Raw genomic sequence first — 22,949 nt, 5'->3', positions numbered from 1 at the left:
TAGTTTTGCTTTTTTCGGTTAATGCACCACTTCAGCTTCTTGTTCAAAATATAGTTTTTCAATGTCCATGGCATCAAATGGTACGGGGCCTTTGGCGAGTTCCGGAATGTTAAATGATTTTAGCATGAAATCGTAAGTTGCCGGATCTTTCTGTGGCAAAACAAAAGGTTCGTGCACCTTTCCTTCGGCGTCAACATAGGCGAAATAAGGTTTTCCGTAAATGCCGTTATCACGTTTGCTTGCAAATACAAACCAGCGGCTGTTCGACGACCAGCTGTGATAGGTATCGGAATTTGGTCCGTTTACGGCTTCTAATTTATCAACATTTCCGTTTTTCAGATTTATCATTTGTAATTCAGCTTCGCGATGCCAAATCGGAAAAGTCCCGTAATCGGCAACGGTGTATAGTAAGTATTTACCGTCGGGCGAAGTTTTTAAATGACTCACCGAGCCTTTGTGTTTTTCTGCATCCCAAATGGTGTCGGGTTTCGTCCCCAGTTCACCGGTTTTGGGATAGAACGCAATTCGGTGAATGCTATAGCGCATCGATCGGATACTGTCGGGCACAGGTTTGTATGGAGCCGAACAGTAAAATATGGATTTTCCATCGGCCGAAAAAACCGGGAAAGTTTCAAAAGTTGTAGTGTCGCTCAGAAAAGGTCGTGTGCTTACTTTATTGTTGTCGAAATCGACTACGATCAGATCGGATGCACGGTCGTAAACTTCAAGTCGTTCGCTTTTGTAAGTATGAAATTCAGGGATGACCACATTCGATGAAAAAACGCCGTAACGCCCCGAAGGATGAAGATTCCCGTATGTAGCATTGGCGATCATTTCTTTGTTTCTGGTGTTTATTTTTCGTAGTTCACCGTTTCGGTTCAGTACCGTTCCACCCTTTGCTCCGCGAAGGTGAAACATCGAAAGATTGGGATCCTGATTGCCGTAAATGTGACAGTTCATGCAACTGTTCTCGGTCAGATTATTGTCGGCCAGAATGCGTTCGTCGAAACTTTCAATATTCCGTTCGGCCAACTGAATTTTATTCCACACTTCGTAGCCGGGTTCAATCAGGCGGTAACTCAGGTAACCATCAATCGATTCGTTCTTTACTTCCCAGGTGAACGTTTTGTAACGAGTCCAACGTCCATTGTGGTTTGCTGTCACCGAAATCTCCAGGGTTTGTTCTCCTTTCAACAGCAAATCCTTCCATTTTTTCTCGGGGATCCGGATTTTTTGTTTTCCTTTCACAAGCAGCATTTCCGAAACACTTTTTATTTCTGCCACCACATTTTCAACCGAATCGCGCAACATAAAATTCAGCGGTGCGATATTCATGGGAATGGTCACATTAATATAATCGGGATAAATATTTGGATAATTATCGCTTTGCTCTACATTTTCCGGTTCCCGGTTACACGAAACCAGAACTGCCAGTATTATGCTGCAATATGTAAAATATGTAAGTAGTTTGTTTTTCATTCTTCCTCCTCCATCATGGTCGCGTAATGAAAATAAAACCAATAGCTTGTTCCCCAGTTTTTTTTCATCGCGTCCAAATCGTCGCTAAAGTCCTCAAATCTACTTGTATATTTTATAAAATCACTGATTTGCTGCGATTGAATTTTATATTCCTGTAAGGTTTCTTCACTTGCATTTTCCTTGAAAAGGATGATCAACAAGGCTTCTCCGTATACCTTGGGTGCAACACTGAATTGCATTTTAGCATAACGATCGTAAGCTGTTTTAAATGCCGTCAAATCTTTATTCAGCAGGTGGTAACACAGCAGATAATCGAGCGCGATTCTGTTCTGTGGATTTTGTTCAACCAAAAATTCCAAAGCACTTAAATAATCTGTTCCATTTCTAATGGTATCGTTTTTAGCAATTTGCTGGCGTTTTGTTTCAAGCCACTTAGCTTTCGATCCGGGATGATTTTCTTTTAAATGTTTTTCGGCCCAATTTTTATGAAAAAGCGTTTTATCGAGCATGCGAAGAAACTTTTCAGCGCCCTCGTAATCGCCGTTTACCATATTGATCTCGGCCAATCGTTTCATCATGCGCGAACTACGGTAATAGGGCGAAAATGTATTTCCCAGCATGGCTGAATGTTGTGCCAGGTTCATATCGCCGATCAGGTAAAAAAGTTCGTTGCTGAACAGTATGGTTTGCCAGTATTCTTTTTGCGAAACGGGTAGAATCAATCCGTAAAACGAAGGCTGGTAAAATTCCAGCAGACGTTCGGACAGCTCATTTTTTTGGGCAAGTGCCATGTTTGTGTAATAGGTTGCCACCCGGGTTTTTAGCTCATATTTTTCAGCCAGTTCGATCACTTTGTCAGTATATCTAAAGTATGTTTCACTATCAAGCGCAAGTATTTTTTCGAGGTTGAAATTGGCATTTACAAGAAATCCGGTAATGGCAATAGCCATTGAAATCGAGACAGCCAGAGCACCAATGGCACTTTGGAAGATTCTCATAGGAGCAAGCATTTTGGCGATGAGGAGCGTGCCTGCAAAAGTTGCCGGAAGTAATAACCCTTTCCAATAGATGAGGGGAAACAAATAGGTTGTTGTTAAGGGCAGCAAATAATTCGGTCGCAGAAAATACGGAATCGCAGTAATAACAAGAAATGAAATTATTGCCGTTAACACATGTTGGTAAAAGCGCTTATTGAAAAGAACCAAAAACGGAAGGACAAATGCCGAGCTTCCAAAAAAGGGATGAGCAAAAACAGCCAGGAGTAAAAAGATAAGGCTGGCTAATACTTTGTTTTTTATGCGTTCAGTAAGCAAAAAGATCGACAATAAAAGAATTAATCCCACCGAAGCTCCCAACGGATAGGACAGCGCGAGGTGCGAGGTAATATCGGCTACGACAGGTAACAAAGCCCACCATCCGGCAGTTTGTAACGACAAAGTACGTTTTAATACCGCTCTAATTAACATCCATTCCATGGCAAAAACCAGGGCCAGTACCAGAGGTCCGCCACCACGCAGAAAGAAAAACTGTGTCAGGAAATCGCCAAACAGAAGTGAAACAGAAGCCGGTTTATTAAAGTAGGAGGCCAAATAATCGGGTGTAAAAAGGAAGAGTTGAATCTGCTCTTTAAAAAACAGGTGATAGGGATATACAAAGTGATAAAACAATAAGCTTCCGATCGCAATCGCGAGTGGGGCAATCAGAAGATGTTTAGTTTTAGTTTGTTTCATGCATTAATCAACTCCAAGTTCTTTTCGCTGTTCGGGGGTGAATGCGCCTTTCATAAAACGAATAACCAATTCGCCCACCACATTGTCCTTGTTGTTTTTGGCAAATTGAAAATTGTAGTTCGCCCGTTTGGTGCGCAGTTGGCTTATTTTATCTTCTACAAGTTCTTTTTCCTTTTCACCTGCCTGTTTTTGGCTTTTGTACAGAAGGAACAGTTGGTTATCTAAAATTTGTTTTTGTTCTTTCCATTGTTGAAGGCTATCGTTTAATGCGGTACCTGCGACCGAGCTGTTTTTGCCAATGTAAACCTGTAATTTGCCGGGTTCTTTTACCACCAGCAATTCCTGAAGAGAAATACGAAGCAGAGGTTTTGCGCGGATAACGTATATTTCGGGCAGGTCAACTTTTCCTGAAAAGCTGAATTTTCCATCCCGGATCGTTGTCGAATCTACCCGTTCAACCGGTGCATTTACCATAGGTACCAGATAGATCCATTCTCCGTCGAAACTTTTATCGGGTAATTGTCCTGTAATTTCAAATTCTTTGTTGCTGTTACAGGACATGAATCCCAGAGCCAGGATCAGCAACTGCAAAACGATTTTTCTCATACTCTTCACTTTTCCTCTTTTCGCTATCGTTTTCGATCAATAAAAATAAAAAAGAGGGCGAAAAACACGCCCTCTTTTCGCAATTATCTGAAATTAATGCTATTGCTTTTTAAACATCCAGAACCATGCAGTTCCCCATGCACCTTGTCCCGGTTCGGGCCAGCCCAGGTACATTTTTTCGTCATCCAGCTGAAGAATGTCGTACTCATAAACCGGGGCACCGCCGCCATTAGGCTGGAATCCTGCAAGAACGGTAACGTTTTTGGTATTAAGTTTACCTTTTCCCCAAAGATTACCATTTCCGTCGTCAGTAGTTTTGCTCATATTGAATGAGAAAGAACCTACTTCCTGGTTTGAACCACTGGCATTTGATTTGGTAAGTGAAGCGCCGTTCAGCGAGAAGATCATTTTACCATCGCCGCCGTAATCCGGATCCTGTCCGTCCATATCGGCTTTTGCAACGAGCCACCAGCAAGGAGCATAACATCCGAGGTAACCACCGTTACCCCAAACTGCTTGTCCGTCGGTATCGTCCCAAACCCAGGTTTTTTCACCGCTTCCGCAAAGGTATCCCCATTCCGGAGCTACCGGGAAAGACAGTTCTTCTACGTTCACATCAATTTCTTTCGAAACGTATGAGCCATCAGGATTAAGACCTGTAAACTTGATGGTAGTTGTACCTACAACCACAAGTGTTACTGTATCTTCCGATTTTGTTGTTTTACCAACTCCATAATCCCATTCCGAAAGTACCGGGCTGTGGTTGCTCACAACCACCTTGTTCGAATTCTTTCCGTTAATTACCACAGGAGTGGCCGAAACGTCAAGTTCATCGGCAGAGATTGGCATATCGTTGCTGTCTCTGTCCTCTATCGGGCTGCAGGCATAAAACACCGCAAGCGCCAAAATTGATAGATATATAATCGATTTCTTCATCTCAATTCGTTTTTAAATTATTCCTCTCAATTATTTCCAACCGGTATATTCGGCTGCGGGTGTTCCCCAACCTTCGTTCTGTTCCAGAACTCCGTCGGAAAGTAAAATTTGCGCATCAGGAATCGGGAAGAAGCCTTTTGTTGCATTGTAACGTGCAGCATAACCACCTCCAAATCCTTTATTCAGATCATCGGTTCCTTTGGTGTAAACTGGTTGTCCTTCCTGTTGGTCCAGAACATCGGCTGCTATACCCCAACGGCGAATGTCGTTCCAGCGAACACCTTCGAACGCCAACTCCCATCTACGTTCATTTCTAATGTTCTCGATAGAATATGGCTTTTCTCCCAATCCGGCACGAGCGCGTACCTGGTTCATGTACGTATTGGTCTCCGTCAATTCCGAGTGCATAAGCAATACATCAGCATAACGAATCAAAATCAGATCCTGAGTATTATCGAGCTGGAAGTTTTCGGTTGTTCCATACATTAAAACACTGTAAGAAGAAGCCAGTGTTCCATCTTCGGGATTACGAGCACTAACAGGAACCACTTTTTTGTTCCAGAAGTCGGTTTCCTGAATAAAATCGGCCCATCCGCCTTTTGCGTAATTTGGCAATTCATTATTAAAATTAATGATTGAAGCTTCACGACGTGGATCATCAGGTTCGGCTTGTTCCCATGAGTTCCAAAGTTGCGGGTTAACCGGACCGGCACCCCAACCCTGACCAAACGGGAAGGTATTTTCCAGGTCTTGTCCGCCACGTAATCCAAAGTGTAGTGCATATTGGTTTGAATATCCAATTGTGGTTCCCCAATCAGGGAAGTTTGAATATTTGATGGCAAACATGGTTTCAGGATTCACAGCATTGTCATTTTCAACCCATTCCAAGCCTTGCTCTTTTGTAAGTTCGTACTCTTCAACAGTAAAGCGATTGGTGTAAGGCCACAATTCACGGTAATCGTTAGCTAATGTGTGACCACTGTTGTTAATACAGTCTTCGAGCCAGCTAACAACTTCTGATTTACTTACAGAACCTGAAATCGATCCATCTTCGCCAAGCAAAGGAAGAGCATCTTTACTATAGAATCCGGTATAGAAAAGGTATACGCGAGCCATTAAAGCTTCGGCAGCCCATTTTGTTGCGTGCCCGGCTTCAACACTCGAATAAGGAGTTGACGGCATCAGTTCGATCGCCATTTTAAGGTCGGTGGCAATTTGCGCATAGATCTCTTCAGGCGAAGCTTTTGGCAGGTTGACTGCCTCGGTAGTTACAACAAGAGGTACTTGACCGTAGAATGAAGCCATTTCGTGATAAAAGAAGGCGCGCATAAAATAGGCTTCACCTTTCATTTGGTTCTTTTGTGCTTCACTGTCATAACCTTCGCAGTTATCAAGGGTTTCAATGGCCATATTGGCACGGAAGATACCTGTGTAGCGTACTTTCCAGAATTCCTCGAGCATGCTCGATCCGTTGTTCATCAGCAGGTCGAGTGCTTGCATCAATTTGTCGTTTTCGCCACCGCCACCAAAACGATCGTCAGAAGCCAGTTCGGCTGCGTAATAGTACGATGTATGTGGTGAAGCAGAACTGTAGCTCAGATTCGAGTATATACCCGTAATAACCTGCTTGGCATCGGTAACGGTCTCAGGATAATTTGATGTATCCTTTTTTGTATAGTTGGTTGTGTCCAGAAAATCTTCACAACTCACAAGTAATAGCGAGGCTGCAATTACCAGTATAAATAATAAATTCTTCATAGTCATTCGTCATTAAAATTTCAGATTTACACCTACCAGATAAGTTCTCGGACTTGGGTAGAATCCAAGGTCGATCCCACTAACCCAGCTTTGACTACCTCCGTAACCAATTTCAGGATCCTGTCCTGAATATTTGGTAAACGTATAAAGATTCTGTGCAGTTACATATAATCTTGCCTGACCAAACGGTATGTTGGTCAGCAATTTTTTGAAATCGTATCCCAACGTGATGTTCTGTATTTTTACAAAATCAGCGTCTTCGATATAGATGTCAGAGATTTCCTGCCAGTTGGCATGGCTACCACTGTTCATACGTGGCAGTCGGTTTGATGTTCCTTCTCCGTGCCAACGTGAAAAGAAATCAGTCGTATAATTTTGCAATTTCGAGTCGGCAAACGAACGGTACGATTTTGCAATTTGGTGGCCAAATGCACCATTAGCAGTTACTCCAAGGTCGAATCCTTTGTAACCGAAGTTAAGACCGAATCCCATTGTAAAGTCGGGATGTGGATTACCAATTTCAACTTTGTCGTCGGTGGTAATTGCACCATCACCATTTGCGTCGACAAAAATCAGATCGCCCGGTTGTGGGTTTTCCTGAAGGATGGCGTCGGTATTATCAATATCGGCCTGGTTTTGGAATACACCGGCTGTTTTATAGCCCCAGAAATAACCGATAGGAAAACCTTCTTCAGCACGGTACATTTCGGTTGTACCCTGGCTCAGTAAATTCGATTCGCCATGAATGATTCCTTCTCCATTGGCAATTTTGAGCACTTCGTTTTTGTTATGCGACAGATTCAGATTAATGCCATAGGTGAAGTCACCCATTCTGTCGTTCCAGTTTAATGCTACTTCAAAACCTTTGTTTTCTACATCACCGCCGTTAATAGCAGGTGCACCTGTACCATACGATGCCAAAGTTGGTGCTGTAACCAGCCAGTCTTTGGTTGTTTTTTGGTACCAGTCGAAAGCGATTCCCAATTTTGAGTCAATCACACGGGCATCCAATCCAATGTTTAACTGTTCTGAAGTTTCCCATGCAATGTCCTCGTTTGGAAGGATATCGGCATAACCACCTGTTGATTGCGAATCTTTTGCATTTCCGAATGAATAAGCATTTGAATCGTCGAATGCAACGGTTGCAAGGTACTGGAAGTTCGCAATTGATGAGTTACCATTTTGACCCCAGCTGGCGCGAAGTTTTAAGAAATCGATTACACCTGTGGCGCCCTCGAAGAAGTTTTCGTTACTCATTACCCAGCCTGCAGAAACTGAAGGGAAATAACCCCAGCGGTTACCTTTTGCAAAGTTTGAAGAACCATCAGCACGCATAATCAACGACAACATATAAGTTTCATTGTAGTCGTAGTTTACACGTCCAAAGAATGAAGCAAGTCCGCCTTCTCCCCAGGGGCTTCCACCCCATCTGGTTGATCCGGCTACGTAATTTGGTGTATTGTCGAGCCAGGCATGTTCAAAGTCCGAGAACAATGAATTACTGTTGCTGCCACTAACGCCTTCACCCATTCCCCATTTTTCGAGCGACTGACCAACCAATGCATTGATCGAGTGCAGATCGATGTTGAAAGAGTACGCGATGGTATTTTCCCAGGTCCAGCTATAACCAACCGAAGCCGATTGATTAACGTCATCGTCAGCATTGATCGAGCTGTTTGACAAATGGTATTCCGGAGTATAAGAACGATAAGATCCTGCACTCATACGGTAACCAAAACTACTTTTCAGGATCAGGTTTTTGATCGGCTGAACCTGCAGATATGCATTCATGTTCAATGCATGGTTTTTCGAAATGTTCTGTCCGCGGTTGTAATCCATGGAAGCAATCGGGTTAGTCATTCCCGGATCGATCTGTGCCAAACCTGATGATGTCAGATCATCATTGGCAAAGTATTCTCCATCGGCATTATAAACCGGCATGAGTGGATTACCAATAAGCATATTGTGAATATCGTTCCAGTAGATATTTCCAATACCAATACCCATTTTATTGCTGTAGCTGTAGTTCATGTTTTCGCCAAACTTAATTACTTCCAAATCGCCTACTTTATAAATGGTGTGATCGGAATTCATGCGAACAGTATAACGACTGTAATTTGGCTCAACCGGTTTACCGTAAATACCTTCCTGATCGGCATAAGAGAAACCCATAGAAAAACGTGACATTTCACTACCACCCGTAATGTTAATAGCGTGGTTTTGAGTAGGAGCGTTTGAATTCTCGATTTCTTTAAGCCAGTTGGTTCCTTCCCAGCCATTCTGTACTTGCTGGTATAGATCAGGAATTAAGGATGCCCAATCGTAAGGAGCCAAACCTTCATTGAAGTTTACCTCGTTCAGAATAGTCATATACTGTGCAGCAGTCATTAACGGTGGAATTTTGTATGGATTTTGAATTCCATAGTAACCATCATAAGTGACCTGAAGTTTACCTTTCTGACCACGTTTGGTCGTTACCAGAATTACACCGTTTGCTGCACGAGCACCATAAATGGCTGAAGATGCGGCATCTTTCAATACATCGATCGATTCTATATCGGCAGGATTTAAACCATTAATGTCGCCACCGGCAACACCGTCGATAACGTATAAGGGGCTTGAATTGCCGGTAGTACCAATACCACGAATGGTAACTTTAAATCCTTCACCCGGCTGACCTGAATTTTGGGTAATGTTAACACCGGGAGATTGACTTTGCATTGCGCCGAGCGGGCTTACTGTATTCATTTTTTGTAAGTCTTCGCCGCTTACCTGAACTGTTGCACCGGTAACCAGTTTTTTCTTCTGAACACCGTAACCTACTACAACAACTTCTTCCAGGTCAGTTATATCTTCTTCCAGGCTAATGCTGAATGAAGATTGATCACCCACCTCAATTCGTTGTGTTTTGTAACCAATAAATGAAATAATGATTACTTCAGAAGGTTCAACATCCAGACTAAACTCACCGTCGATATTGGTAACTGTACCTCTTGTGGTACCATCAACCGTAACAGTTGCTCCAATAATAGGTGAATTGTCGCTTGCTGCTACAACCTTCCCGGTTATTGTCTTGGTTTGTAATCCGACGGCCAAAGCGGCTCGCGAATACAAGCTTGAAGACAATAACATCACGCTGAGCACCAAAGCCAGCATGATCCTAAATTCAGAAAATTTCCCATGGAAATTCCTGTTAAATAGCACTTTCTTCATAGATTAATTGTTTGATTATTAGATGATTTGTTTATTTCTTGATAAGTTGATTGATTAAGATGAAATGGTGAAAATCCCATTTTCAGTCGTCATGAAGAAGTAAAATGATGGAATAATGGTTTTATCATACACTTAGTTTTGATTTAGTTTAGTAGCTTATTGTTATTTCTACAATTTAGAATACAATTATATAAATTATTCCTGAAAAAAATTAGGACATCTCCAAAAAAAAGAATAGAACAGAATGATTTTAAGTAAGAAAGGCTTTAGTTATTTCTTGTAACTTTAAGAACAACAATAAGTTGTGTGCGAAGATGTTTTTAAACCTATTTTTGAAGAATGATTCTGAAGGTGGTGCCTTTACCAATTTCCGACCATTTAATAAAAATTTTGCCGTTATGATAGATTTCGACAATGCGTTTAGCCAGTGATAATCCAAGTCCCCAGCCACGTTTCTTGGTGGAGAATCCGGGTTGAAAAATGGTTTTATGATTTGATTTTGCAACGCCACATCCCGAATCGGTAATGTCGATTGTAACGTGTTCGTTTTTTTCCTCAACGTTAATGGTAATGGTGCCGGAGTTGGTCATGGCATCGATGGCATTTTTGCAAATGTTCTCGATCACCCATGAAAACAGGGCCGCATTGAGTGGCGTTTCAACATAGGCATTTTTATCGTAATTGGTTACGAACTTTACTTTTTCCGATGAGCGGCTCTTCAGGTAACTCACGGCCGAATTTAGTACCTCGATCAGGTTGATTCGTAATAATTCGGGTTTCGAACCGATTTTTGAGAAACGTTCTGTGATCCTTTCCAGTCGTGAAGTATCGCGTTCGAGCTCTTTGATCAGATTCTCATCTACATCTTTAAGTTTAAGCAGTTCGATCCAGGCCATCAACGACGAAATAGGCGTGCCCAGCTGGTGGGCTGTTTCCTTAGACATGCCCACCCAAACCTGGTTTTGTTCGGCTTTGTTGGTAGCCAGAAAAGCAAAATAAGCTACAACAATGAATATTATAATAACTACAAGCTGAATAATGGGATACCAGCGAAGGTTGCGTAAAATTGTGGATTCGCGGTGATAGAGTAAAAGCGTATTGTCGTCGCCCAGGTTTATGGGAATGGGTTCGGCATAAGCTTTCATTTTTTTCAGTTCCTTGGTTAAAACTTCCTCCCGGCGTTCTTCGCGGTAGCTGATGTTATGGTCAAGGTTAAAGCTGCCATCCTGATTAATAATGAGAATTGGAATGGTGGTATTCCGCTCATTCACCATATTCAGAAAATTCAGGTAGCGGGTTTCCAGCATCGCCATTTCCTGCGAAGGTGAAGACGTATCAATGGAAACATCTATAAGACCTTTGATTGCTTCGGCCCATATTTCAACTTTTTTGCGCTCTTCCTGTGCCATTTTGTTGGTTAGCCAGTTGGTGTATAGCAGCGATGCCACTCCGATTACTACTGCCACGATCAGCAGTAAAATCTTCCCCCGTCTTCTTTTCAGATAAATGTCCAATGCTAGTGTTTTTAGTACAATGAAGCAAACGGAAGAAAGATACAAATATTATATTGAATATATGCGTTCCTTAAAATGGTTGAAAATCGGCTCAGGAGTTAGTTTGCCGGGTGAATAATGTTATAGGATTTTAGTGCGGTGGTTTTCCATAATGTGAACCGCGGCTTTTGCAATTCCTTTTTCATCTATACCACATTCTTCATAGAGATCTTCAGGTGTGCCGTGTTCGATAAATCGATCGGGAACTCCTATGATTTTGATCTTTTTAGCATAGCCTTCCTCTATCATAAATTCAAGAACTGCACTTCCGAATCCACCTTTAACGGTGCCGTCTTCTACCGTTATTATGTTATCGAAATTTTCGAAAACTTCCGTCAGTAACTCTTCGTCGAGTGGTTTAACATATCGAAGGTCGTAATGGGCTGCTGAAATGCCTTTTTTCGCAAGATCTTTCACGGCAGATTGTGCAAAAATACCTGATTTGCCAATTGTCAGAATGGCCACATCGGTCCCATCGGTCAATTTTCGGCCTTTACCTACTTCCAGCTTTTCGAAAGGTTTTTTCCAGTCGGGAATTACGCCGCAACCACGCGGATAACGAATCGACCATGGCGCAGCATTTTCTTTCAGTTGCGAAGTGTACATCAGGTTTCGTAAATCGATTTCATCCATTGGTGCTGCCACAATCATGTTGGGAACGCAACGCATGTAAGATATATCGAACGTACCGTGATGAGTCGGGCCGTCTTCACCAACCAGTCCTCCCCGGTCGAGGCAAAAAACAACATGCAGGTTTTGTATGGCCACATCGTGGATCACCTGGTCGTAGGCCCGTTGCATAAATGTGGAATAAATGTTACAAAACGGAATCAATCCCTGTGTGGCAAGACCTGCTGAAAAAGTAACGGCATGTTGCTCGGCAATCCCAACATCGAAAGCCCGCTCCGGCATTTTTTCGATCATCAGGTTCATGGAACAACCGCTTGGCATGGCAGGTGTTATTCCAACAATGGCCTCGTTTTTCTCGGCCAGTTCCAACAGCGTCTCTCCAAATACATTCTGAAATTTTGGCGCCTGGTCAATAGTGCACCCGCACGAAAATATTTCCCCGGTTTTTTTATCAAAAATTCCGGGAGCGTGGTACTTTGTCTGATGCTTTTCAGCAAGTTCAAATCCTTTACCCTTTTGCGTGATAACGTGTAGCAATTTTGGGCCGGGAATATCTTTCAGGTCACTTAGCAACTTTGTCAGGTACTCAACATCGTGGCCGTCAACCGGACCAAAGTACCTGAAATTGAAGGCTTCGAAAAGTGTATTTTCTTTGAATATGATGTTCTTAAGTGCGTGCTGGTTCTTCTGAATAAACTTACGGGTTTTTTTACCCAGTCCGTCGAGTTTACCCAGACCTTCCCACACATCGTGTTTAAAGCGGTTGTAAGTATTTGAGGTACTGATGTTCAGCAGGTATTTGTTCAGGCCGCCAACACTCGGGTCGATGGCCATGTTGTTATCGTTTAAAACAACCAGAATATCAGCATTTTCCCCTCCTGCATTGTTTAAGGCTTCAAAGGCCATACCACCGGTCATTGCTCCATCGCCAATTACGGCCACTACTTTTCGGTCTTCTTCTTTTTTAAGTTTCGATGCAATGGCCATACCCAACGCTGCCGATATGGAAGTGGACGAATGACCTACACCAAAACTGTCGTACTCGCTTTCTTTGCGCTTTGGGAATCCGCTTATCCCTTTGTATTTTCGGTTGGTATCAAAATTATCTCGTCTTCCTGTAAGAATTTTGTGTCCGTAAGCCTGGTGACCAACGTCCCAAACCAACTGATCGTAAGGTGTATTGTATACATAATGAAGAGCGACTGTTAATTCCACTACACCCAGACTGGCACCAAAATGCCCCGGATTCGATGACACAACATCAATAATGTATTGGCGCAACTCTCCGCAAACTTCCTCTAACTGGTCAATCGACAGCTTTTTTAAATCTGCCGGACTATGTATGTTTTCCAGTATTTTCCCCTGTTCGTATTCCATCAACTCAACTCAAAATGACTGCAAAGATAACATTTCCGTGACTACACTTCAAACATCAAAAAAGCGTAGTTGTTCGGAAGGAATGTAAATAAAGTAATTTTGACCCAAATAAAAAATGAGAAATCATCGATTACAGAACATCTTACCTGTCAATTAATCCGGCAATGTGAACCAATCCCTTCAACGTTAACATGGTGTCGGTATGCTGAATGTTTTTTGTTAGCGGCGCGATTACAGCGCTTAATCCTCCGGTGGCAACCACATTAAATTTATGTTTTAGTTCCTGTTCGGTGCGTTCAATCACCGAATCAACCAACCCCGTATAGCCATAAACAATACCGCTTTGAATGGCGTGAACTGTATTTGTTCCCAATACGGATGGAGGCGGGATCAAATGAATTTGCGGGAGTTGTGCAGTTTTTCCGGCAAGGGCACCTACTGCAGTTTCGAGACCGGGAGCAATGGCAACGCCGGCAATCTCGTTGTCGGTTCCAATGGTTGTAAAAGTGAGTGCCGTTCCAAAATCGATGACCATGGTCAGTGCGCCAAATCGCTGGTGAGCTGCAACTGCGTTGGCAACCAGATCTGTCCCGATTTCGTAAGGATTTAAAACTTTTACAGGAAGTTTATCATACACTTCCGGATTTAAAGTATGAAGCTGAGCCGATTCGAAAAGTTGAGCAAGCATCTCGTTAAACGGGCGCACAAGCGATGGCACAACACTGCTCAGGATGATCTTTTCAACATCCGAGCGGCATATTTTTCCGGCAGTTAACAAGGAGCGAAAAATAACCTCGTACTCATCGGCGGTTTTTAAATGATCGGTTTGAATGCGCCAGTGATTTAACCAGTTGTTTTCGCGATACACCCCAAAAACAATGTTCGTATTCCCTATATCGATAACCAGTAACATGCTGCTAAGTTAAGACACCTTCGTCGAAGAAAGATAATTTTTTTATTGTCAAACCCCAAAATTAAATGCTTTATTCGCCTGCGCTTTTTAATATGATTGTTTTCTTATCAAAAAAGTATTAATTTTAGAGCAAATGCAAACTAGCAATTCAACTCGGAAATTATGCAAAAAACAAAAAATCCGCGCATTTTTATTATTGAAGACAGCGTTGTTTACAAGGATCTTATTGTTAATTTTCTTAAAGCCAACAAATTCTCGGATATCAAACTGTATAAAAGCGGGGATGAATGTCTGAAGGATATACATCTGAAACCCGATATAATTGTTCTTGATTATGTTTCTACCGGGATGAACGGACTTGAACTGATGCTAAAAGTTCAGAAAGAACATCCGGAGGTGGATTTTATCTTTCTGAGTGGTCAAAATGATGTGGAAGTGGCTGTTCAGATTATGAAATTAGGAGCAGCCGACTATATTGTTAAAAACGATAAAGCGCCTAAAAGCCTTGTAAAATCCATTAATAACCTGATTTCAACAACAAAACGAGAAAAACAGAGTAAGGGATTTAGGATTGGCGTAGTGGGATTCTTTGTATTGCTCTTCCTGGTAATAATGATCATTATTGTAATGTCGATGTTTCTTGATCTCGATTTTTAAGCATTTTAAAAATATTTCATTTAAAACACCTGTTAATTTTGACGGGTGTTTTTTATTGAATGAGATTAGTTTGATTCGATGATAATCATCATCTCATAATTATCCATTTTTAGTACCTTGTGCGCTTCATAAAAAATTTTGGTCATGGGATTTACTGCAGTCATAAAAAAGTACAATCGTAGTTTCTGGATAGCTAACACCATTGAATTGTTCGAACGCTGGGCGTGGTACGGATTTTTCATGCTGTTTGCCAATTACCTCACCGGATCGGCAGATATGGGCGGATTGGAATTCTCCCAGGAACAAAAAGGATTGATAATGGGTATCGGAACAGGTATCCTTTATTTTTTGCCGGTAATTACCGGATCAATTGCAGATAAATACGGTTATAAAAGGGTGTTATTTATAGCCTTTATGGTCTATACTTCTGCGTTTATTTTGTTGCCGCACTTTAACACCTTTACAGGAGTATTTGCCATGTATCTTTATCTGGCCCTGGGTGCAGCACTTTTTAAGCCCATTATCTCAGCTACAATTGCCAAAACAACAGATGACGAAACAGCATCCATTGGCTTCGGTATTTTTTATATGATGGTGAACATCGGAGCTTTCTTTGGCCCGCTGGTTACCTTGTTATTTAAAGGACAATCGGAGTTGGTGTTTTACATTTCTGCCGGTATCGTGGCATTGAATTTTATCCTGTTGATATTTTACAAAGAGCCTGATCGAACCGTTAACACCGATTCTATCTGGGTGTCGATCGGAAAGGTTTTTACTAATATAGGAATGGTAGTCAAAGATTTTAAGTTTGTACTGTTCTTGGTTATAGTGGCCGGTTTCTGGACCATGTATAACCAGCTTTTCTTTACACTGCCTGTTTTTATTGCACAGTGGGTTGATACGAGCGCTGTTTACAATTTCTTCCATCAGTACCTGCCCTTCTTTAGCGAGAATTACGGGATTGCCGAAAGCGGACAAATGGAGGCCGAGTTTATTACCAATTTCGACGCGATGTTCATTATCATCTTCCAGATCATTGTATCTACCGTTGTGATGAAATGGCGTCCTTTGCGTTCTATGATGTCGGGTTTCCTGGTGTGTGCCATTGGTATGGCACTGACCCTTTCAACACAAAATGTCCTGTTCACCCTTGTGGCCATCTATATTTTTGCCATTGGTGAAATGGCGGGATCGCCAAAGATCACTGAATACATCGGGCGCATTGCACCAAGCGATAAAAAGGCGCTTTACATGGGCTACTCGTTTATTCCTGTTTTCTTAGGTAACGTATTTGCGGGAATTATTTCAGGGAATGTGTATGGTGCCATGTCGGATAAAAACGTATTTGTGAGACAGGAAGTGGCTGAAAAAGGAATACAAATGGCCGACGGGCTCACCCAAAACGAATACTTTAATGCAGCCGCACAAAAGTTGGGGATGACGCCGACCGAGTTAACCAACCAGCTTTGGGATAAATACAATCCGTCGCAAATATGGATGGTGATCCTGATTATCGGACTGGCGGCCGTTGTGGCGCTATTCCTTTACGATAAGTTTGTGATGAAAGGGAAGCGCCATTAAGAAGACATGTAGTCAACAATTTAGAGTTTTAGTATAGTTTGGGAATTATACATTGTTTATTTCTCCGGATATTATTTGTTAGAAACTTTAAATATCCAATAACCAATATTCAATGTAGAATATCCAATAGTACTTCGATTTTGGATATTGGGTAATCTTTTTCATAACGTGATAGCTAAAAATCCTTAGATATGCAAAAAAGAAAATATGATCTTGAAGAGCGATTGATCGATTTTGTTTTGTTGGTGGATGCGATTATTGAAAAACTTCCACAAACCAGATTAGCCAATCATTTATCAAGACAAATGATCAGAAGTAGTACTTCTCCTGCACTTAATTATGGAGAAGCTCAGGCTGCAGAATCTCAAAAAGATTTTGTGCACAAAATGCAAATTATTTTATAGGAACTTCGTGAAACAAATGTCTGTCTTCTGATTATTAAAAGAAAGCAATATATTGAAGATATTGAAATTTTACCGGTATTAAAAGAAAACAATGAGCTACTTGCTATTTTTGCGAAAATTGTAAAAACAGCGAAGTCGAGGCTCTAGCTAATCCTTTCAATATCGTTGGAAATTGTATATTGGTTATTCTACATTGAATGTTTTGAATTTTGTTGATTTGGATTTAATATTCAATTTCCAATCCTCAATATAGAATATCCAATGGGAATTGGATAATGCTGATTTTACATTGGTTATTCTTTTATTACAAACCGCCAGGGTTTACTAATCCAGGGCTCACCGGCAAAGTCAATTCCTATGCGTGGCGTCGTGATATAGTCCGGTTTTAATTTTGAATCTTCAGTCCACAGCCTTTCTGACGTTGAGAGATCTTCACCATAAAATGATTTATCCAGTTGAAGAACCTTGCCAACTCGTCCCGGGCCGCTGATATCATTCATCCCACGGATCAAAACTGCTGAAGCATCACCCTCTTTGCCTGTCACAATGTTTAGCATCCAGTACATCCCGTAAATAAGGTAAACATATACCACTCCGCCTGCATGAAACATTATTTCTGTGCGGGCCGTTCTTCCTTTGCTGGCATGGCAGGCCAAATCTTCCACTCCCCGATAAGCTTCCACCTCGGTAATGATGTATTTTCCGATAGTCCCATCATCGAATTTTCTAACAATGCTTTTTCCGAGTAGATTTGGAGCGACATCGAGTACATCGTTGCTGAAGAAAGAAATTGGAAGTTTTTGTTTTCTGCCCATTATTTCAAAATGATGGTTTTCGTGTTTCAAAATGCAAAATAAAATCTGAATGTCTGCCCGCTGAATACTAATTTTATATTTTTAAAGTTTAATTGGTAGAATTTCAGCCGGCTTATGCAAACCATCCATATGTCAGATTTATACGGGCAGTACCTTACCATGAAGGAGGAGATTGATACTGCAATTCAGGAAGTGATCCGTTCAGCAAGGTTTGTAAAAAGCGGAAAAGTAAATGATTTTGAAGCCAGTCTTGCTGACTATTTGAAAACCAATGTTGTAAGTTGTGGAAATGGTACCGATGCTTTGCAGATCGCCCTTATGGCACTCGATCTTCAACCTGGCGATGAAGTTATCACAACACCTTTCACTTTTGTTTCTACCGTTGAAGCTGCAGTTTTAATGGGATTAAAGCCGGTCTTTGTCGATGTCGATCCCGAAACTTTTAATATGGATGTCAGCAGGGTGAAGCAGGTAGTCACTCCAAAAACGAAAGTTATATTACCGGTTCATTTATTTGGGCAATGCGCCAATATGGAGGAAGTGACAGGTCTTGCAAAAGAACACAATTTGTTTGTAATCGAAGATGCCTGTCAGGCGCTGGGGACTGATTATTTTTTTCAGGATGGATCTTTAAAAAAAGCCGGAACGATCGGTAATATCGGTTGCAATTCTTTTTTCCCATCAAAAACCCTCGGAGCTTTTGGTGATGGGGGAGCAGTTTTTACAGATAATAAGGAGCTGGCAGCCAAAGTGCGGTCCATTGCCAATCACGGGATGAAGGCTAAATATGAATATGAGCGTATCGGCGTAAATTCCCGTCTCGACAGCATTCAGGCGGCTATTTTGAAGGTGAAACTAAAATACCTTGATAAACACATCGAGGCCAGACAAAATGCAGCGGCCTATTATGATGCGCATTTAAAGGGAATTGGTGACCTTAAAATACCGGCAAGGGTAAATTACAGTACGCATACTTTTCACCAGTATACCGTTCAAACTGAGAAGCGCGATGAATTGCAGGAATTTCTGAAAAGCAAAGACATTCCTTCAGTGGTTTATTACCCGAAATCGCTGCACTTGCAGGAAGCCTATCAGCATTTGGGCTACCGGGAAGGAGATTTTCCTGTTTCAGAAAAATTATCACAAACGGTGCTGTCGCTTCCTATGCATACCGAGTTGGAAGAGGAGCAGTTGGAGTATATAGTAAGGAATATTAAGGAGTTTTTTATTTCTCGCAAAGGCGCTAAGACGCAAGGTTAAATTAAAAGCTATGACGGAAAACGATGTAGCAAAAATAATTGTTAATACCTGCTATGATATTCATGTAGCTTTGGGGCCCGGTTTACTGGAATCGGTTTACGAGGAAATTCTATTTTTTGAATTAACCAAAAAGGGACTTGATGTAGAACGGCAAAAAGCGATTCCTTTGATTTGGGGAGAAACGAAAATGGAAATTGGATTCAGAGCTGATCTGATTGTGGAAGGCAAGGTAATAGTTGAACTAAAGTCTGTGGAAGCTATCGCTCCGGTTCATCCGAAACAACTTTTAACATATTTGAAAATTACGGGCTTGAAATTGGGATTATTGATAAATTTTAATGAAAGACTTATAAAGGACGGAATTACACGAATTGTAAATAATCTGTAAAAATTACTTAGCGTCTTGGCGCCTTGGTGAGAAAAACTCTCGCAAAGTCGCCAGGTCGCAGAGAACAAGAAATAATGAAAAATAAATATTTCGCACACGAAACAGCAATTATTGATGAAGGTGCCATAATCGGTGTTGGTACAAAAATCTGGCATTTTTCGCATATTATGGGCTCAGCTGAGATCGGGGATAATTGCATTCTCGGGCAGAATGTTTTTATCGGGAATAAGGTGAAGCTTGGGAACAATGTAAAGGTACAAAACAACGTTTCGGTGTACGAAGGAGTAGTGTGCGAAGATGATGTTTTCCTGGGGCCATCTATGGTATTTACCAATGTTATTAATCCGCGTAGCGCTATAGAACGGAAAAGTGATTTCAAGCATACATTGGTAAAACGAGGAGCCACAATTGGAGCAAACGCTACAATTATTTGCGGACTTACTTTAGGTGAATATTGCATGGTAGGTGCCGGAGCCGTTGTAGCAAAAAATGTTAAGCCGTTTGCATTGGTAACAGGCGTTCCTGCCCAACAAACAGGCTGGGTAAGCCGCGCGGGAAATGTATTGGGAGATGATTTTGTTTGCCCTGAAACCGGAGAAAGATATAGCCTTGTTGATGGAAATCTGAAATTGAGTTTGAATGAATAACAAAGAAATTATATGCGAAAAAATTGACGAGCGGCAGATCCAAATCGGAGTCATCGGTCTGGGGTATGTCGGCTTGCCGTTGGCAGTGAACTTTGCTGAGAGTGGAATAAAAGTGACAGGTTTTGATACCATGGAACAACGAGTGTCGGATCTGAATAAGGGAGTCAATTATATATCTGATGTTGACAATGAATCAGTAGTCAGCATGGTTGAAGGAGGGCGACTTTCGGCGAGTACTGATTTTTCAGGATTAAAAGACTGCGATGCCATCTTTATTTGCGTACCTACTCCGCTTGATGAATTCCGGAAACCGGATATGACTTACATAAAAGAGGCTTGCAAAGCGATCGGAGAAAACATGATTCCCGGTACTTTTATCAGCCTCGAAAGTACAACCTATCCAACAACCACTGAAGATTTTGTACTTCCTGTTCTTGAAGAAAAGTCGGGATTGACGGCAGGGAAGGATTTTTGGCTGGCTTATTCACCCGAACGTGTCGATCCCGGGAATAAGGAATTTAATACTAAAAATACGCCAAAAGTTATAGGGGCACTCCATCCCGACGGACTGGAAATTGGTGAAGCCATTTATAAACTGGCCGTTGATGAGGTTTACCCTGTAAGTTCACCGCGTGTGGCCGAAATGGTAAAAATTCTTGAAAACACTTATCGCCTTGTTAACATCAGCCTAATTAACGAAATGGCATTACTGGCAGGTAAAATGGACATTAACATTTGGGAAGTTATTGAAGCTGCCAAAACCAAACCTTTCGGATTTCAGGCCTTTTATCCGGGGCCCGGAATTGGTGGCCACTGTATACCGCTCGATCCTTTTTACCTCGAAAGCATTGCCCGAAAATTCAATTTCGAATTGTCGATGATCCACACCGCCGGGCATATCGATTTGCTGATGGCACACCGAATGACGCTGAAAATAACCTCTGCTTTAAACCGGCAGAAAAAAGCAATTAATGGCAGTAAGATTTTATTTCTTGGGGTAGCTTATAAACCCAATATTGCTGACGACCGCGAATCGCCGGCACTGAAAATAATGGAAGAAGTTGCGAAAAAGGGAGGTGAGATTCTGTACCACGATCCGTTTATTGCAAAAGTTGAATTGGAGGCCGGTAAAGGTTATGAGTCAGTTGAACTCTCGGAAGAAAAACTTAGATCAGCTGATTGTGTCGTAATAACCACCAATCATTCTATCTTTGATCCTGATTTTATTGAAAAGAATTCGAATTTGATTGTCGACCTGAGAAACGTGATATCGAAGGCTTCAAATAAGGTGTATAAGCTTTAGAGACCTTAACCGCAGAGACGCAAAGTCGCGAAAAACTATGCTTATTTGCGACTTAATAACAACCAAACAATGAATAGAGACAGATACAACCAACTTTAAAAGAAATTCTGGATGCTGCAATGAGTGTACATAAAGAAATGGGGCCTGGCTTACTTGAATCAGTGTATGAATATTGTCTGATGAAGGAATTTGAGCTGAGGGGAATTTTTGCAGAGAACCAGGTGCCCGTTCAGCTTCAGTATAAAGGTTTCATGCTGGGAAAGGATTATCGCATTGATATTTTGGTTGAAAGGGAGATTGTTATTGAGTTGAAGGCTGTAGAAATTGTCTTACCCGTTCACGAGGCGCAGATTATTTCACATTTAAAACTCACCGATAAACGACTGGGATTTTTAATTAATTTTAATGTTCCTTTGTTGAAAGAAGGCTTCAGAAGATTTGTGAACAAATTTTAATGGAAGAGCTAACCGCAAAGACGGGAAGACACAAAGAAATAGACATAGCGTCTTAGCGCCTCAGCGGTAAAAAAAGGATTTAGATGAAACGATTTGCACTGATAGGAGCAGCAGGTTTTGTAGCTGAGCGGCACATACGAGCCATTAAAGAAACCGGAAATGAATTGGTTTGTGCTATGGATGTTTTTGATGTGATGGGACGAATGGATGCCTATTTCCCGGAAGCCGAATTTTTTACTTCAGAAGCGGAGTTGGTCCGGTTTCTTCAAAAGTGCAAAAAAGAAGGCAACCCTGTTAATTTTGTTAGCATTTGTTCACCCAATTATCTGCACTTTAAACACATTGAACTGAGCTTAAAAAACGGGTGTGATGTAATTTGCGAAAAACCGCTGGTTCTGGATACGGCCGACCTGAAAAAAATAGAAAAGCTGGAAGCCGAAAGCGGTAAAAAAGTATACACTGTACTTCAGTTGCGTTACCATCCGGCGATCATAAAATTAAAGCAAGAAATTGAAAAATCAGACAAGGATTTCTTCCAGGTTGATTTGAAATACATTACTTCCCGCGGTAAATGGTACTGGAAAAGCTGGAAAGGCGATTCGCAAAAATCGGGAGGTATTGCCGCCAACATTGGAATTCATTTTTTCGATATGCTGACCTGGATCTTTGGCGGAGTAATTAGTAATACAGTTGAAAAACACGGACAAAAAATGTCCGGGATCCTTGAGCTTGAAAAAGCAAAAGTCAGCTGGTTCCTCAGTCTCGATGTCAATGATCTCCCAGAATTGGTCACCAATGAAGGTAAAAGAACTTTCCGCTCCATAAAAATTGATGGAAATGAGCTGGAATTCAGCGAAGGTTTTACCGATCTGCACACCGAAACCTACCGTCAAATACTGGTCGGCAATGGATTTGGAATTGATGATGCGCGGGAAAGTATTGAATTGACCGATCAAATTCGATAGGCATAGAAGAGATGGCTTCGATCTCTTTGTGCTCTCGCCATGACAGATCTTACTGGCGTAAATAGGGCAGCGGACAGCAGCTATATAGTTCGAAGATAGATCTCCTTGTCCGCTGCCAGTCAATACATGTTAAGCATGTCATTGCGAGCCGGAGGCGAAGCAATCTATTCCCCCTGCTCCATAACATCTTGACATCCAGCTTTGTTTTTCATAATTTGCAGCTAAGTTAAAACCAAAACATTCAGCAGGCCCTTAAACGTCTGTTTACACGGTTTAAAT

Annotated in this window: 19 protein-coding genes; 9 read left to right on the top strand and 10 right to left on the bottom strand. The window is 41.6% G+C overall.

The genetic code is table 11. From position 1 onward, the window contains the following. Positions 1 to 18 precede the first annotated feature (18 nt). From WFY05_RS05500 to WFY05_RS05460, 9 genes are all read right to left on the bottom strand, one after another. Positions 19 to 1,479 (bottom strand): TolB family protein, encoded by a 1,461-nt coding sequence (locus tag WFY05_RS05500; RefSeq protein WP_340111735.1) that lies wholly within the window; start codon positions 1,477 to 1,479, stop codon positions 19 to 21. Then, the gene (locus tag WFY05_RS05495) at positions 1,476 to 3,209 is read right to left on the bottom strand and encodes a DUF6057 family protein (protein WP_340111734.1); all 1,734 of its coding nucleotides are present in this window, start codon (positions 3,207 to 3,209) and stop codon (positions 1,476 to 1,478) included. Before WFY05_RS05495 ends, WFY05_RS05500 begins: the two co-directional genes overlap by 4 nt. 3 nt (positions 3,210 to 3,212) lie before the next feature. Further along, the gene (locus WFY05_RS05490) at positions 3,213 to 3,815 is read right to left on the bottom strand and encodes a DUF4369 domain-containing protein (protein ID WP_340111733.1); all 603 of its coding nucleotides are present in this window, start codon (positions 3,813 to 3,815) and stop codon (positions 3,213 to 3,215) included. Positions 3,816 to 3,914: 99 nt separating this feature from the next. After that, entirely contained in the window at positions 3,915 to 4,751 is an 837-nt protein-coding gene (locus WFY05_RS05485; RefSeq protein ID WP_340111732.1) for a hypothetical protein, read from the bottom strand. Between the two features lie 30 nt (positions 4,752 to 4,781). Then, positions 4,782 to 6,509 (bottom strand): RagB/SusD family nutrient uptake outer membrane protein, encoded by a 1,728-nt coding sequence (locus tag WFY05_RS05480; protein WP_340111731.1) that lies wholly within the window; start codon positions 6,507 to 6,509, stop codon positions 4,782 to 4,784. 12 nt (positions 6,510 to 6,521) lie between these two features. Further along, positions 6,522 to 9,722 carry a SusC/RagA family TonB-linked outer membrane protein gene (locus WFY05_RS05475; RefSeq protein ID WP_340111730.1) on the bottom strand — a complete coding sequence of 1,067 codons (3,201 nt, stop codon included), beginning with the start codon at positions 9,720 to 9,722 and terminating at the stop codon, positions 6,522 to 6,524. Between the two features lie 326 nt (positions 9,723 to 10,048). Continuing rightward, positions 10,049 to 11,236, bottom strand: a complete 1,188-nt coding sequence (locus WFY05_RS05470; RefSeq protein WP_340111729.1) for a sensor histidine kinase — start codon at positions 11,234 to 11,236, stop codon at positions 10,049 to 10,051. Between the two features lie 120 nt (positions 11,237 to 11,356). Beyond that, positions 11,357 to 13,282 carry a 1-deoxy-D-xylulose-5-phosphate synthase gene (gene dxs / locus WFY05_RS05465; protein WP_340111728.1) on the bottom strand — a complete coding sequence of 642 codons (1,926 nt, stop codon included), beginning with the start codon at positions 13,280 to 13,282 and terminating at the stop codon, positions 11,357 to 11,359. Positions 13,283 to 13,424: 142 nt separating this feature from the next. Continuing rightward, a complete protein-coding gene (locus WFY05_RS05460; RefSeq protein ID WP_340111727.1) occupies positions 13,425 to 14,195 on the bottom strand; it encodes a type III pantothenate kinase in 771 nt (256 codons plus the stop codon). A gap of 162 nt (positions 14,196 to 14,357) precedes the next feature. On the opposite strand from WFY05_RS05460, the gene WFY05_RS05455 reads away from it, so the two are divergent. The 3 genes from WFY05_RS05455 (at position 14,358) to WFY05_RS05445 (ending at position 16,837) form a co-directional block, all read left to right on the top strand. Beyond that, positions 14,358 to 14,852, top strand: a complete 495-nt coding sequence (locus tag WFY05_RS05455) for a response regulator (RefSeq protein ID WP_340111726.1) — start codon at positions 14,358 to 14,360, stop codon at positions 14,850 to 14,852. Positions 14,853 to 14,996: 144 nt separating this feature from the next. Continuing rightward, positions 14,997 to 16,433: an MFS transporter gene (locus WFY05_RS05450; protein WP_340111725.1), complete on the top strand. Its 1,437-nt coding sequence runs from the start codon at positions 14,997 to 14,999 to the stop codon at positions 16,431 to 16,433. A 191-nt stretch (positions 16,434 to 16,624) separates the two neighbouring features. Beyond that, positions 16,625 to 16,837 carry a four helix bundle protein gene (locus WFY05_RS05445; protein ID WP_340111724.1) on the top strand — a complete coding sequence of 71 codons (213 nt, stop codon included), beginning with the start codon at positions 16,625 to 16,627 and terminating at the stop codon, positions 16,835 to 16,837. A 293-nt stretch (positions 16,838 to 17,130) separates the two neighbouring features. Here the strand turns inward: WFY05_RS05445 and WFY05_RS05440 are convergent, their stop codons facing one another. Then, a complete protein-coding gene (locus WFY05_RS05440; protein ID WP_340111723.1) occupies positions 17,131 to 17,652 on the bottom strand; it encodes a DNA-3-methyladenine glycosylase in 522 nt (173 codons plus the stop codon). Positions 17,653 to 17,781: 129 nt separating this feature from the next. Here WFY05_RS05440 and WFY05_RS05435 point away from each other — a divergent pair, with 129 nt between their 5' ends. The 6 genes from WFY05_RS05435 (at position 17,782) to WFY05_RS05410 (ending at position 22,670) form a co-directional block, all read left to right on the top strand. Further along, a complete protein-coding gene (locus WFY05_RS05435) occupies positions 17,782 to 18,912 on the top strand; it encodes a DegT/DnrJ/EryC1/StrS family aminotransferase (protein WP_340111722.1) in 1,131 nt (376 codons plus the stop codon). A 10-nt stretch (positions 18,913 to 18,922) separates the two neighbouring features. Continuing rightward, positions 18,923 to 19,300, top strand: a complete 378-nt coding sequence (locus tag WFY05_RS05430; RefSeq protein WP_340111721.1) for a GxxExxY protein — start codon at positions 18,923 to 18,925, stop codon at positions 19,298 to 19,300. Positions 19,301 to 19,374: 74 nt separating this feature from the next. Further along, positions 19,375 to 19,947 carry an acyltransferase gene (locus tag WFY05_RS05425; RefSeq protein ID WP_340111720.1) on the top strand — a complete coding sequence of 191 codons (573 nt, stop codon included), beginning with the start codon at positions 19,375 to 19,377 and terminating at the stop codon, positions 19,945 to 19,947. Next, positions 19,940 to 21,250 carry a nucleotide sugar dehydrogenase gene (locus tag WFY05_RS05420; protein WP_340111719.1) on the top strand — a complete coding sequence of 437 codons (1,311 nt, stop codon included), beginning with the start codon at positions 19,940 to 19,942 and terminating at the stop codon, positions 21,248 to 21,250. Before WFY05_RS05425 ends, WFY05_RS05420 begins: the two co-directional genes overlap by 8 nt. Positions 21,251 to 21,369: 119 nt before the next feature. Continuing rightward, entirely contained in the window at positions 21,370 to 21,705 is a 336-nt protein-coding gene (locus WFY05_RS05415) for a GxxExxY protein (protein ID WP_437127404.1), read from the top strand. A gap of 83 nt (positions 21,706 to 21,788) precedes the next feature. Beyond that, on the top strand, positions 21,789 to 22,670 hold the full coding sequence (locus tag WFY05_RS05410; RefSeq protein WP_340111718.1) for a Gfo/Idh/MocA family protein: 882 nt from the start codon (positions 21,789 to 21,791) through the stop codon (positions 22,668 to 22,670). Positions 22,671 to 22,949 lie beyond the last annotated feature (279 nt).

The organism is Maribellus mangrovi (assembly GCF_037646455.1).
GTDB classification, from domain to species: Bacteria; Bacteroidota; Bacteroidia; order Bacteroidales; family Prolixibacteraceae; genus Draconibacterium; species Draconibacterium mangrovi_A.
This window is presented reverse-complemented; position numbering and strand designations above follow the sequence as displayed.